This window comes from Sediminicoccus rosea (genome assembly GCF_033547095.1).
GTDB classification, from domain to species: Bacteria; Pseudomonadota; Alphaproteobacteria; order Acetobacterales; family Acetobacteraceae; genus Roseococcus; species Roseococcus rosea.
In genome coordinates this window covers 3,813,647-3,827,105 of the sequence record NZ_CP137852.1, presented here as the reverse complement: position 1 = coordinate 3,827,105, position 13,459 = coordinate 3,813,647, and the positions used below count along the sequence as shown (strand labels likewise).

9 protein-coding genes are annotated in these 13,459 nt (G+C 68.3%); 8 read left to right on the top strand and 1 reads right to left on the bottom strand.

Annotation, left to right across the window (positions count from 1 at the left end):
* The first annotated feature begins 309 nt into the window (after nucleotides 1-309).
* The 8 genes from proS to dnaE all read left to right on the top strand — a co-directional run bounded on the left by proS (nucleotide 310) and on the right by dnaE (nucleotide 12,891).
* The gene (gene proS, locus R9Z33_RS18265; protein WP_318647992.1) at nucleotides 310-1,623 is read left to right on the top strand and encodes a proline--tRNA ligase; all 1,314 of its coding nucleotides are present in this window, start codon (nucleotides 310-312) and stop codon (nucleotides 1,621-1,623) included.
* The gene (locus R9Z33_RS18260) at nucleotides 1,623-2,873 is read left to right on the top strand and encodes a lipoprotein-releasing ABC transporter permease subunit (protein WP_318647991.1); all 1,251 of its coding nucleotides are present in this window, start codon (nucleotides 1,623-1,625) and stop codon (nucleotides 2,871-2,873) included. Before proS ends, R9Z33_RS18260 begins: the two co-directional genes overlap by 1 nt.
* Before the next feature lie 42 nt (nucleotides 2,874-2,915).
* Entirely contained in the window at nucleotides 2,916-3,596 is a 681-nt protein-coding gene (locus R9Z33_RS18255) for an ABC transporter ATP-binding protein (RefSeq protein ID WP_318647990.1), read from the top strand.
* A gap of 76 nt (nucleotides 3,597-3,672) precedes the next feature.
* Nucleotides 3,673-4,809 (top strand): CaiB/BaiF CoA transferase family protein, encoded by a 1,137-nt coding sequence (locus R9Z33_RS18250; RefSeq protein ID WP_318647989.1) that lies wholly within the window; start codon nucleotides 3,673-3,675, stop codon nucleotides 4,807-4,809.
* 133 nt (nucleotides 4,810-4,942) lie between these two features.
* On the top strand, nucleotides 4,943-6,382 hold the full coding sequence (locus R9Z33_RS18245; protein ID WP_318647988.1) for an NAD-dependent succinate-semialdehyde dehydrogenase: 1,440 nt from the start codon (nucleotides 4,943-4,945) through the stop codon (nucleotides 6,380-6,382).
* 107 nt (nucleotides 6,383-6,489) lie between these two features.
* A complete protein-coding gene (locus tag R9Z33_RS18240) occupies nucleotides 6,490-8,184 on the top strand; it encodes a hypothetical protein (RefSeq protein ID WP_318647987.1) in 1,695 nt (564 codons plus the stop codon).
* 64 nt (nucleotides 8,185-8,248) lie between these two features.
* Nucleotides 8,249-9,433, top strand: a complete 1,185-nt coding sequence (locus tag R9Z33_RS18235; protein ID WP_318647986.1) for a glycosyltransferase family 2 protein — start codon at nucleotides 8,249-8,251, stop codon at nucleotides 9,431-9,433.
* A 38-nt stretch (nucleotides 9,434-9,471) separates the two neighbouring features.
* Nucleotides 9,472-12,891 (top strand): DNA polymerase III subunit alpha, encoded by a 3,420-nt coding sequence (gene dnaE, locus R9Z33_RS18230; protein WP_318647985.1) that lies wholly within the window; start codon nucleotides 9,472-9,474, stop codon nucleotides 12,889-12,891.
* Between the two features lie 18 nt (nucleotides 12,892-12,909).
* Here dnaE and R9Z33_RS18225 read toward each other — a convergent pair whose 3' ends face one another.
* Nucleotides 12,910-13,440 (bottom strand): TIGR00645 family protein, encoded by a 531-nt coding sequence (locus tag R9Z33_RS18225; RefSeq protein ID WP_318647984.1) that lies wholly within the window; start codon nucleotides 13,438-13,440, stop codon nucleotides 12,910-12,912.
* Between the last annotated feature and the right edge of the window lie 19 nt (nucleotides 13,441-13,459).

Here is a 13,459-nt window from a genome sequence, read left to right as displayed (position 1 = left end):
GCGGCAATCTTCACGTCAGAGAGAGGATCTTCCTCTTTCTGCCGTGTGACTGGCGTTTCCTCCCTAAACTTGGGCCACTCCCTCGCGGGGGTGGCCCTTTCTTTTGTTTAAGCCATTTCGTTAACGCCTATCAAGACATTTTCGAGCCTCCCTCGCATGTTGCGGCGCAGCATTATTGCGCGGCTGGGTAGGCGGTTTCGGCCCAACCCTTTCTCGGTTAGGTTCCGCCGCCCTGCTGAGAGGATGATTCACCGCCTCGGTGGCTCCACCTCAGCGGATCATGCTCTCACCCGGTAAGGAATCTCCGCCTTGCGTCTCACCCGCGCCTTCCTGCCCACCCTCAAGGAAACCCCCGCCGAGGCGCAGATCGTCTCGCACCGGCTGATGCTGCGCGCGGGCCTGATCCGGCAGACCTCGGCCGGGATCTACGCCTGGCTGCCGGCTGGCTGGCGCGTGCTGCAGCGCGTCACCCAGATCGTCCGCGAGGAGCAGGACCGCGCCGGCGCGCAGGAAGTCCTCATGCCCACCATCCAATCGGCCGAGCTCTGGCAGCGCTCCGGGCGCTACGAGGATTACGGCAAGGAGATGCTGCGCCTGAAGGACCGGCATGACCGCGACATGCTCTTCGGGCCGACGAATGAGGAGATGATCACCGACATCTTCCGCGGCTATGCCACCAGCTATCGCGACCTGCCGCGCAACCTCTACCACATCCAGTGGAAGTTCCGGGACGAGGTGCGCCCCCGCTTCGGCGTGATGCGCGGCCGCGAATTCCTGATGAAGGATGCCTATTCCTTCGATATGACGATGGAGGGCGCACAGCACTCCTACCGCCAGATGATGCTGGCCTATCTGCGCACCTTCCAGCGCATGGGCCTCAAGGCCGTGCCGATGCGCGCCGATACGGGCCCGATCGGCGGCAACCTCTCCCATGAATTCATCATCCTGGCCGAGACGGGCGAGAGCACCGTCTTCTACGACAGCGAGTTCGAGAGCCGCGACTGGGCCGATACGAGCCTCGGCTATGACGATGTGCCGGCGCTGCAGGGCTTCTTCGACCAGGTCACCTCGATGTATGCGGCGACCGAGGAGATGCACGACGCCACCGCCTGGCAGAGTGTTCCCGAGGCGCGCCGCCGTGAGGGCAAGGGCATCGAGGTCGGCCATATCTTCTATTTCGGCCAGAAGTATTCCGCGACCATGGGCCTCTCCGTGGCAGGCCCGGACGGCACGACCGTGGTGCCTGAGATGGGCAGCTACGGCATCGGGGTCTCGCGCCTCGTGGCCGCGCTGATCGAGGCGAACCATGACGAGGCCGGGATCAAGTGGCCGGACGCGGTTGCCCCCTGGAAGCTCGCCATCCTGAACCTCAAGCCCGGCGATGCCGGCTGTGACGCGCTTTGCGAGAAGCTCTACGCCGCCTTCCCGGACCAGGCCGTCTATGACGATCGCGCCGAGCGCGCCGGCGTCAAGTTCAACGACGCCGACCTGATGGGCTTTCCCTGGCAGGCCATTATTGGGCCGCGGGGTGCCGCCAACGGTCGCGTGGAGTTGAAGCGCCGCATGACGGGCGAGCGCGAGGAACTCTCCTTCGAAGACGCGCTGGCGCGTCTCAGCGCTTGATGTTCAACGCCTTCGAACGAACGGTCGCCGCGCGATATCTTCTCTCGCGCAAGAGCGACCGCTTCACCTCCGTGATCGCGGGCTTCTCGCTCGTCGGCATCATGTTGGGCGTGGCCACGCTCATCATCGTCATGTCCGTCATGGGCGGCTTCCGGCAGGAATTGCTGGGCCGCATCCTCGGACTCAACGGGCATCTCGGCGTCTATGCGGCTGATCGCGGCAATCTGCGCGATTTCGACGCGATCGCCGCCACCATCCGCCGCCTGCCCAATGTCGTCTCCGCGACGCCCATCGTGGAGGGCCAGGTCCTGCTGACGGGCGCGGGCAGCACGGCCACGGGTGGCCTGGCCCGCGGCATCCGGCCCGAGGATCTGCGCGCGCGACCGATCATCGCGGAGAATATCCGCGCCGGCTCGCTCGCGAATTTCGAGGGGGAGGACGCGGTCGCCATCGGCACGCGCCTCGCCTTCCGCCTCGGGCTCTCCATCGGCGACAAGATCACGCTGGTCAGCCCGCAGGGGCGCGCCACCGTGATCGGGACCATCCCGCGGCTGCGCGCCTATACCGTCACCGCGATCTTCGAAGTCGGCATGAACGAGTATGACAGCACCTATGTCTTCATGCCGCTCAACGCCGCGCAGATCTATTTCCAGACCGGCGACGCCGCCTCACAGGTCGAGGTCTTCGTGGCCGATCCGACGCGCGTGCGGGCGGTGAACCGAGAGATCCGCGCGGCGCTCAACCAGCCGGTCCGCATCCTTGACTGGCAGGATGCGAATTCCAGCTTCTTTGCGGCGGTGCAGGTGGAGCGGAACGTGATGTTCCTGATCCTCACCCTCATCATCATCGTCGCCGCCTTCAACATCATCTCGAGCCTGATCATGCTGGTGAAGGACAAGGGACGGGACATCGCGGTGCTGCGCACCATGGGTGCCACGCGCGGGGCCATCATGCGGATCTTCCTGATGTGCGGCGCCTGGATCGGCGTGGTCGGCACAACGGCCGGCTTCGTGGTGGGCGTCGTCTTTTGCCTCAACATCGAGAGCATCCGGCAATTCATCCAGATGCTGAGCGGCACCGAGCTGTTCAGCGCCGAGATCTACTTCCTGACCCAATTGCCCGCCGTGCTGAACTGGACGGAGGTGATGCAGGTGGTGGCGCTCGCCCTCTCGCTCGCGCTGCTGGCGACGATCTATCCGAGCTGGCGCGCGGCCAGGACCGACCCTGTCGAGATGCTTCGCAATGAATAGCCCCGACCAAGAGGCCGGGGCGCACGCCTCCGGCATGACGCCATGAGTCACGCCCCCTTGGAACTCCGCGCCGTCGAGCGCCGCTACAAGACCGAGGCGGGTGCGCTGGAGGTGCTGCGCGGCGCCGACCTCACCTTGCAGCCGGGCGAGATCGTGGCTCTCGTCGCCCCCTCGGGCACGGGCAAGTCCACGCTGCTGCATGTGACCGGCCTCCTCGAACGCCCCGATGGCGGCGAGGTCTTCATCGAGGGTGCCGCCGCCGGCACGCTCGGCGATGACGCGCGCACGGCGATCCGCCGCAACACCATCGGCTTCGTCTACCAGTTCCATCACCTCCTGCCCGAATTCACGGCGGAGGAGAATGTGATGCTGCCGCAGCTCGCCGCCGGCACGCCGCGCGCCGCGGCGCGTGCGCGGGCGGCGGAGATCCTGGGCCAGTTCGGCCTCGCCGCACGCTTGCAGCACCGGCCGGGCAAGCTTTCGGGCGGCGAGCAGCAACGCGTCGCCATCGCGCGTGCCCTGGCCAATGCGCCGCGTGTCCTGCTGGCCGACGAGCCGACCGGCAATCTCGACACCGCGACGGCGAATCTGGTCTTCGACGAGCTGCTGCGCGAGGCGCGGGGCAGGGGCCTCGCCTGCCTGATCGCGACCCATAATCCGGAGCTGGCCGCGCGGATGGACCGCAAGGTCACGCTGCGCGAGGGGCGCGTCGTCCCCGGTTAGCGCGCCCTGGGGAGCGCGCCCCGGGTAGCGCGTTGGGCGCCAAGGCCTAAACTGCGCCTCAACAGGAGGACGCAAGATGGATCTGCCGCTGACCGGGCTCACCGTGATCGAAGTGGGCCAGGCGCTCGCCGGGCCGCTGGCCGGCGTGGTGCTGGCCGATATGGGGGCCGATGTCATCAAGGTGGAAAAGCCCGATGGCGGCGATGACGCCCGTCTCTGGGGCCCGCCCTATGGGCCGGACGGCGTCACCTCGCTCTATTTCCACGGCCAGAACCGCTCCAAGCGTTCCATCACGCTCGACCTGAAGCGGCCCGAGGACATCGCCGAGCTGCACCGGCTTTGCGAAAACGCGGACATCCTGATCCAGAACCTTCGTCCGGGCGTGGTGGATGAGATCGGCATCGGGCCGGAGGCCATGCTGGAGCGGCATCCGCGGCTGATCTACTGCTCCATCTGGGCCTTCGGCTTCGATGGCCCGATGAAGATGAAGCCGGGCTTCGACCCGCTGCTCCAGGCCTATGGCGGCATGATGAGCGTGACCGGCCAGCCCGACGGCCCGCCCACCTTCTGCGGCGCCTCGATCAACGACAAGGCGACCGGCCTTTTCATCACCATTGGCGCGCTTGCGGCGCTGCGCTGGCGCGACCGCACCGGCAAGGGCTGCCTCGTGGATGGCAGCCTGTTCGAAACCGCGGCCTTCTGGGTGGAGGGCCAGATCAACAACCACCTCGCCACCGGGGATGTGCCCAAGCGCCACGGCACGGGGGCGGCGGTGATCGTGCCCTACCAGGTCTTTGATACTGCCGACCGGCCGCTCTGCCTGGCCGCCGGCAATGACCGGCTCTTCGCCCGCGCCGCCAAGGTGATGGGCCATCCGGAATGGGCGGCCGACCCGCGCTTCGCGACCGGCGGCAACCGGGTGCGGAACAAGGAGGCGCTGCTGCCGCTCATCGCCGCGGTGCTGCGCACCCGCCCGCGTGATGAATGGCTCGCCGCGCTTGATGCGGTCGGCGTGCCCAGCGGTCCGGTGAACGACATCGCCGAGGTGACGGCGAGCCCGCAGATGGCGGCGGTGGACCTGATCCAGGACCTGCCGGGCGGCGGGCCCAAGGTGATCGGCCTGCCGCTCTCCTTCAACCGGAAGCGGCCGTCGCCGCGCAGCGATTCGCCGCGTCTCGGCCAGCACAACCGCGAGATCCTGGGGCGGGACTAGCCTGCCCGCCGGAGCGGCGCGCCTCGCCGGTGCGTCGCTGGCCCCGCCCCGTGGCCAAGTAAGGCGCGGCCGGCGGGTTGTGCATGGGGCGAAGCTGCCCCACCTTCACCTCAAAGCAACCGGAGAGACCCGCATGGCCGATTATCCGAACACCCTCCTCCACATCGCTGGCGAATGGCGCGATGGCGAGAATGGCCGCAAGATCGACGTCCTGAACCCCGCCAATGAGGAGGTGATCGGCACGGTTGCGCACGCCTCCATCGCCGATCTCGATGCGGCGCTGGCCGCGACCGAACGCGGCTTCGCGATGTGGCGCAAGGTCGGCACCTATGACCGCTCCAAGATGATGCGCAAGGCGGCCGACCTGATGCGCGCGCGTGCCGACGACATCGCCCGCCTGATGACGATGGAGCAGGGCAAGCCGCTGGCCGAGGCCAAGGTCGAGATCATGGGCGGCGCCGACACGATCGACTGGTTCGCCGAGGAAGGCCGCCGCGCCTATGGCCATGTCATCCCGGCCCGTGCGCCCGGCATCTACCAGATGACCATCAAGGAGCCGGTCGGCCCCGTCGCTGCCTTCACGCCCTGGAACTTCCCGATCAACCAGATCGTCCGCAAGCTCTCGGCGGCACTGACCACGGGCTGCTCGATCATCGTGAAGGCGCCGGAGGAGACGCCGGCCAGCCCCGCCGCGCTCATCAAGTGCTTCCTCGACGCCGGCGTGCCGGGTGACGTGATCGGCCTGGTCTACGGCGTGCCGAGCGAGATCAGCTCCTACCTCATCGCGAGCCCGATCATCCGCAAGGTGACGTTCACGGGCTCCACCCCCGTCGGCAAGATGCTGGCGGCGATGGCCGGCCAGCACATGAAGCGGGTGACCATGGAACTCGGCGGCCATGCGCCAGCGATGGTCTTCGACGATGCCGATGTCGAGCACGCGGCCAAGACGCTGGCCTTCGCCAAGTTTCGCAATGCCGGCCAGGTTTGCGTCTCCCCCACGCGCTTCCTGGTGCAGGAGCGGGTCTATGACCAGTTCGTCGCGAGCTTCGCGGGCCATGCCAAGGCGCTGAAGGTCGGCAACGGGCTCGATGCCGACACCCAGATGGGCCCGATGGCCAATGAGCGCCGCGTGCCGCAGATGGAGGTGCTGATCGCCGACGCGAAGCAGAAGGGTGCGGAGGTTGTCACTGGTGGCAACCGCATCGGCAACAAGGGCTATTTCTTCGAGCCGACCATCGTCGCGGGTGTCACCACCGACATGCGTGCGATGAACGAGGAGCCCTTCGGCCCCGTTGCCCTCATGCGCCCCTTCAAGACGCTCGAGGATGTGGTGACCGAGGCGAACCGCCTGCCCTTCGGCCTCGCCAGCTACGCCTTCACCAGCAGCGGCAAGACGGCGTCCGCGCTGGCGGCCGGCGTCGAGGTGGGGATGATGACCATCAACCACCTGGGCCTCGCCATCCCCGAGGTGCCCTTCGGCGGCGTGAAGGACAGCGGCTACGGCACCGAGGGCGGCGACGAGGCGATCGAGGCCTACCTCAACACCAAGTTCGTGACGCAGGCCGGCCTGTAAGGTCTGGCCTTCCGGGATCAGCCCGCCCTCCGGCCCCGGCCGGGCGGCGGGCTGTCTCATTTTGGGGCGGGTTGCTGGCGCCCCGGGGCTGGGCTACCCCGCCCGGCATGCCCGGCCGCCCCTGGATTCCGCTCTATGGCCTGCTCCTGGCCGGCTTCGCCTGGGTCTGGGCGAGCTTGCCGCTCATGGCGATCCCCAATGCGGGCGTGGATGATGCGCTCTTCGTGCGGCATGCGGCGCTCATACTGAGCGGCCAGTGGCTCGGCCCCTACACGCAATTCACCCTGGCCAAGGGCGTGGGCTATCCGCTCTGGCTGGCGCTGACCGGCGGGCTCGCGATTCCCGCGCTGCTCGGCCAGGCGCTGCTCTATGCCGCCGCGGCCGTGCTGCTGGTGCGCGCCCTGTCGCGCTGGATCCCGCAGGAGGGCGCGCTCTTCGCCTTGCTGGTGCTACTGCTGGCCAATCCCGGCCTCTACGGCACCGAGAACCTGCGCATCATCCGTGAGGGCTTCTACACGCCCACCCTCCTGCTGATCCTGGCCCTGCTGCTCTGGTGGGTCCGGTGGTCCGGCGAGGCGCTGGGCCGGCGCCTGCTGCTGGCTGCCGGGCTGGGTCTCGCCCTCGGTGTGTTTCACCTGACGCGCGAAGAAAGCGTGTGGATCCTGCCCTTCCTGCTCGGCTGTCTCGCGCTGCGCGGCCTGGCGCTCTGGCGTGGCTGGGCCGGCTCCTCCTGGCGGCCCGAGGCGGCGGCGCTGCTGGCCTGCGGCGCCCTGGCGGTGCTTCCGGTGCTTGCGGTCAGCGCCCTCAATGCGCGGCACTATGGCGTCTTTCGCACCGTCGAGTTCCGCGACCCGGCCTTCATCGCCGCCTATTCCGCCCTGGCCCGGCTCGGCCCGGAGGCACCCTCGCTCATCGTGCTGCCGAGGGAGAGGCTGCCAGCGCTCTTCGCCGCAAGCCCGGCGGCGGCCGAGCTTGCCCCCTATTTCGCCAGCGAGCGCGGGCGCGACTACCTGAATGTGGGCTGCCAGACCTACCGCATCACCCCCTGTGACGACGAGTTCCGCGCCGCCTGGTTCATGTGGGCGCTGCGCGATGCGACGGTGGTCGTCGCCGGCCATGCGGATGCGGTCGCGGTCCGGCGCTTCTACCAGCGCCTGGCCGAGGAGGTGAACGCCGCCTGCGCGCGGGGCGAGCTCTCCTGCCTGCCGCCACGCCATAGCCTCGCGCCGCGCTTCCGCACCGCCTACATCCTGCCGAGCCTGCGGGCCGCCTGGCAGGTCTGGACCACCGGCCTCGCTCCGGTGCGCCTGCCTGATCCGCGGCAGATGCGCTCCGTCTACTTCTCCGGTGCCGAGCTGGAGCCGCGCGCCTCGGCCTTCCTCGATGTCGTCCGGGGTGACCTCTTCGTGGACGTGCTGAGGCAGGAGGCGACGCCCGCCTATGCCTTCCCCTCGCTCGCTGTCGAACGCGCGACGCGCATCCTGCGCGGGCTGGAGGGGTGGATGCGGGCCTGGGGGATCATCGGGCCGGTGCTGCAGCTGGCCGCGCTGCTGGCGCTGCTCGCCCTTCCTCTGTTGTGGCGGGCAAGGCCGGCGCGCGCCTGCTGGCCGTTGCTGGCCCTTTGCGCCGGCGCCTACCTCCTCTTCGCCACCCGGGTGGCGCTGCTGGCCTATCTCGACACCGTCGCCATCCCGAGCGTGAACATGCTCTATCTCTCGCCCGCCATGCCCTGCCTGCTGCTGGGCCTCGCCCTGCCGCTGATGCTGCTGTGGCGGACGCTGCGGCGGGAGGCGCCCCGGTGACCGGGTTCCAGGCGCGGGTCGCACCCCATATATGGCCGCAGCCGAGACCGGCCCAGGAGAAGCCATGACCATCACGCCGGCCGCCGTGCCCGAGACGCCCCTCGAACTCACCATCCTGATGCCCTGCCTGAACGAGGCGGAGACGCTGGCCACCTGCATCCGCAAGGCCATGGGCTATCTCGAGCGCAGCGGCGTGCAGGGCGAGGTGCTGATCGCCGACAATGGCAGCACCGATGGCAGCCAGGAGATCGCGACCAGCCTCGGCGCGCGGGTGCTGCCGGTGCCCGAGCGCGGCTACGGTGCCGCGCTGATCGCCGGCATCAAGGGCGCGCGCGGCCGCTACGTCATCATGGGTGACAGCGACGACAGCTACGATTTCGAGAACCTGGACCCCTTCGTGGCCAAGTTGCGCGAAGGCCATGACCTCGTCATGGGCAACCGCTTCAAGGGCGGCATCAAGCCCGGCGCCATGCCGCCACTGCATCGCTACCTGGGCAACCCGGTGCTGACCACGATCGGCCGCGTCTTCTTCGGCAGCCCGAGCGGGGATTTCCATTGCGGCCTGCGCGGCTTCAACCGCGATGCGATCCTCGGGCTCGACCTGCGGGCGCCGGGCATGGAATTCGCGAGCGAGATGGTGGTGAAGGCGACGCTGCAGAAGCTGCGCATCACCGAAGTGCCGACGACGCTCTCGCCCGATGGCCGCTCGCGCCCGCCGCATCTGCGCTCCTGGCGGGATGGCTGGCGGCATCTGCGCTTCCTGCTGGTCTTCTGCCCGCGCTGGCTCTTCCTCTATCCGGGTCTGATCCTCTTCCTGGGAGGCCTCTTCGGCATGGGCGCGCTGCTGACCGGGCCGGCGAAGCTCGGCGGCCTGACGCTGGACGTGCACACGCTGCTCTATGCCTCGGCCGCGGTCAGCATGGGGTTTCAGCTTATTCTCTTCTGGGCCTTCGCCCGCATCCATGGTGCGCGAGAGGGGCTGGTGCCGGAACAGCCCATGCTCACACGCTTCCTGGCCCGCTTCGGGCTGGAACCGGCGCTGCTGACGGCGCTCGGCCTCTTCGTGCTGGGCCTGCTGCTGGGCCTCGCCGCCGTCGCCATCTGGGGGGCGGTCAGCTTCGGCGAGATCGGCGGGCATGGGACCATGCGGCTCGCCATCGCCTCCATGACATGCATGCTGCTCGGGCTTCAGCTGGCCATGGGCGCCTTCTTCATCGCCGTGCTGGACATGGTCCGCGCGCGGCGCTGAAGGGCGTGCAGCTTGGCTGCCAGATGGTAATCTGAGCCATGGCCGAGTCCTTCATCCACCTGCACACCCATTCCGCCTATTCGCTCAGCGAGGGCGCCATCAAGGTGGACAAGCTGCCGGGACTGGCGCTCGCCGCCGGCATGCCGGCGGTGGCGCTGACCGACACGGCCAACCTCTTCGGCGCGCTGGAATTCGCGCAATACGCCTCGGGGAAGGGCGTCCAGCCCATCATGGGCTGCCAGCTCTGGCTCTCCCGCTCGGCCACGGGCGAGGAGCGGCCCGAGGCGCTGCGCGCCGGCGCTGACGCCGTGGTGGCGCTGGCCATGAACGCCCAAGGCCTGGAAAACCTCCAGCGCCTCTCCTCGCTCGGCTGGCTTGGCGAGGATGTCTCGGGCAAGCCCGCCCTTTCGCTCGACCAACTGCTCGCCCACGCGCCTGGCCTCATGCTGCTGACGGGCGGCGACCATGGCCCGCTTTCCCGGCTGCTGGCCGAGGGGCGGCGCGAGGCGGCCGTCCGCCTGCTGAGGGAGCTGGGCGAGGCCTATGACGGGCGCCTCGTCGTCGAGCTGATGCGCCACCACACCGAGCGTCAGCAGGCGCTCGAGCCCGGTCTGCTGCGCCTGGCCGATGAGGCGCGCCTGCCCATCGTCGCCACCAACGACGTCTACTTCGCCGAGGAGAAGACTCATGTGGCGCATGACGCGCTGCTCTGCATCGCCGAGGGCCGCCTTGTGGCGGAGCAGAATCGCCGCCGCGTGACGCCGCATCACTGGTTCAAGCCGGCAGATGCCATGCGCGCCCTCTTCGCCGACCTGCCGGAGGCCTGCGACAACACGCTCGCCATCGCGCGCATGTGCGCCGTCATGGCGGAATCGAAGAAGCCCGAACTGCCCATCTGCCCCAAGGTGCTCCCTGGCCGCACCGAGGCGGAGACGGTGGCCGACATGGCGCGCGAGGGCCTGAAGCGCCGCTTCCCCGAGGGTGTGCCCCCGACCCATGCCGAGCGGCTGGAATACGAACTCGGCGTCATCGAGCAGATGGGCTTCTCCGGCTACTTCCTGATCGTGGCCGACTTCATCCAATGGGCGAAGCAGCAGGGCATCCCGGTGGGGCCTGGCCGCGGCTCGGGCGCGGGTTCGGTCGCCGCCTGGGCGCTTTCCATCACGGATCTCGACCCGCTGCGCTTCGGGCTGCTCTTCGAGCGCTTCCTCAATCCCGAACGCGTCTCGATGCCCGACTTCGACATCGATTTCTGCCAGGACCGGCGCGACGAGGTGATTGATTACGTCCGCCGCGAATACGGCGCGGACCGGGTCGCGCAGATCATCACCTTCGGCAAGCTGCAGGCCAAGGCGGCGGTGCGCGATGTGGGGCGCGTGCTCGGCATGCCCTATGGTCAGGTGGACAAGATCGCGAGCCTGATCCCCAACAACCCGGCCAATCCCGTCAGCCTCGCCGATGCCATCAAGGGCGAGCCCAAGCTGCAGGAGATGCAGGAAAACGACGAAGCCATCGCCAAGCTGCTGGACACGGCCCTGCAGGTGGAGGGGCTCTACCGCAACGCCTCGACCCATGCGGCGGGCGTCGTCATCGGCCGCAAGCCGCTGATCGAGATCACGTCGATCTATCGCGACCCGCGCTCGCCCTCGCTCATCACCCAGTACTCGATGAAATATGTCGAGCAGGCGAGCCTGGTGAAGTTCGACTTCCTGGGCCTCAAGACGCTCACGGTGCTGCAGCGCGCGGTGCAGCTTTTGCACGCGCGCGGCATCGAGGTGGACCTCGACAAGCTGCCGCTGGATGACGAGCGCACCTACGCCATGCTGGCCAAGGGCGATGCGGCCGGCGTGTTCCAGTTCGAAGGCCAGGGGATGCGGGACTGCCTGCGCTCCATGCGCCCCGACCGCTTCGAAGACCTGATCGCCGCCGTCTCGCTCTACCGGCCGGGCCCGATGGAGAACATTCCCGCCTATTGCGCCCGCAAGCATGGCGAGAAATGGGAGGCGCCGCATCCCTCCATCCAGGACATCCTGGGCGAGACCTACGGCATCATGGTCTACCAGGAGCAGGTGATGCAGATCGCCCAGGTCATGGCGGGCTATTCGCTCGGCGGCGCCGACCTGCTGCGCCGCGCCATGGGCAAGAAGGACGCGGCCGCCATGGCGAAGCAGCGCGCCATCTTCTGCGAGGGTGCGGCCAAGAACGGCGTGCCGGCGGAGAAGGCGGGCGAGGTCTTCGACCTCATGGAGAAATTCGCGAATTACGGCTTCAACAAGTCGCACGCGGCGGCCTATGCGCTGGTCGCCTATCACACGGCCTGGCTGAAGGCGAACCATCCGGTCGCCTTCCTCGCCGCCTCCATGTCGCTCGATCTCGACAAGACGGAGAAGCTCGCCTCGCATATGCAGGAGGCGGCGCGGCTCGGGATCAAGGTGCTGCCGCCCGACATCAACCTGAGCGGCGCCGAGTTCACGATTGAGGATCGTGAGGAGGGGCCGGCCATCCGCTTCGCGCTGGCCGCGATCAAGCGTGTGGGCCTCCAGGCCATGCGGGACCTCGTCGCCGCGCGCGACGCGCCCTTCACCAGCATCGCCGATTTCGCGGCGCGGGTGGACCCGAAGCTGCTCAACAAGATGCAGCTGGAAAACCTTGCCAAGGCCGGCGCCTTCGACAGCCTGGAGGGCAACCGCGCCCGCCTCGTGGCCGGTGCCGAGACGGTGCTGCGCCGCGCGCAGGCGACGGCCGAGGACCGCGCGAGCAACCAGATCGGCCTCTTCGGCGAGGTGGAGCAGGGGCCGCCCTTGCTGCGCCTGCCCGACATCCCGGACTGGCCGCAGCTCGACAAGCTGGCCTTTGAGGCGGAGGCGGTGGGCTTCCACCTCTCCGCGCATCCGCTCGACGAATACAAGGGCGCGCTGCGCCGGCTTGGGGCGACACCCTCCGCCCTGATCGGGGACCGCGTGCGCGGCGGTTCCACCCGGCTCAAGCTCGCCGGTACCGTGAATGCGAAAAAGGAGCGCAATACGCGGACCGGCAGCCGGATGGCCTGGATCAGCCTCTCCGACCAGGCGGGCAGCTATGAGGTGACCTTCTTCAGCGAGGTGCTGAACCGCTCCCGCGACATGCTCGAGGAGGGGACGGCGGTGCTGATCACGGCCGACGCCAAGCTGGAGGGCGAGGCGCTGCGCCTGACGGCTCTCGATGTCGAGCGGCTGGACAAGGCAGCGGCCGGCGTGGGCCAGGGGATGCGGATCTTCATCGAAGCCGCGACGGCCGTGCCCGACATCCGCTCCATCCTGGAGCGCGATGGCCGGGGCAAGGGCCGCGTCAGCCTGGTGCCGCGCCTGGCGCCGGGGCAGGAGGTGGAGGTGACGCTGCCGGGCGGCTGGAATGTCTCGCCGCGGATGATGCAGGCGATGAAGCTCGTGCAGGGCGTGGCCAGCGTCGAGGAGGTGTGACGCCGCCCCGCCGCGGCGTCACTCGTCCTTGGTCTTGCCGCCCTTGGCGATCAGCTTGGTCTGTGCCTGCATCCTGTCGATGAAGGCCAGCACCAGGGCGCCGACCACGAAGCACAGGTGGATGACGATGCCCCAGGTCAGCGCGCGGTCATCCAGGCTGTCCACATTCATGAACTTCTGCAGCAGGTAGATCGAGCTGATGGCGATGATGGCGAGCGCCACCTTCAGCTTCAGATTGCCCGGGTCGAGGTTCGAGACCCATTCGATCTCGGACTTGCCCTGCTCGTTGATCAGGCGGGAGACCAGGCTGTCATAGGAGGAGATGGCGACCATCGCGACCAGCGAGGCGACCAGCGCGCTGTCCACCAGGTAGAGGATGCTGAGCAGGATCTGGTTGTCATCCTGTTCGGTCAGGATGGTTGTGGCGAACTTCCAGACCTTGAAGACGAACTTGACGGCATAGGCCGCCAGCGCCACGGCGAGGCCGAGGTAGAAGACCGCCAGGATGTAGCGGCTGGCGATCATCGCGCGGTCGAGTAGAGTCTGCATGGGATGCTATTTGGCTCAA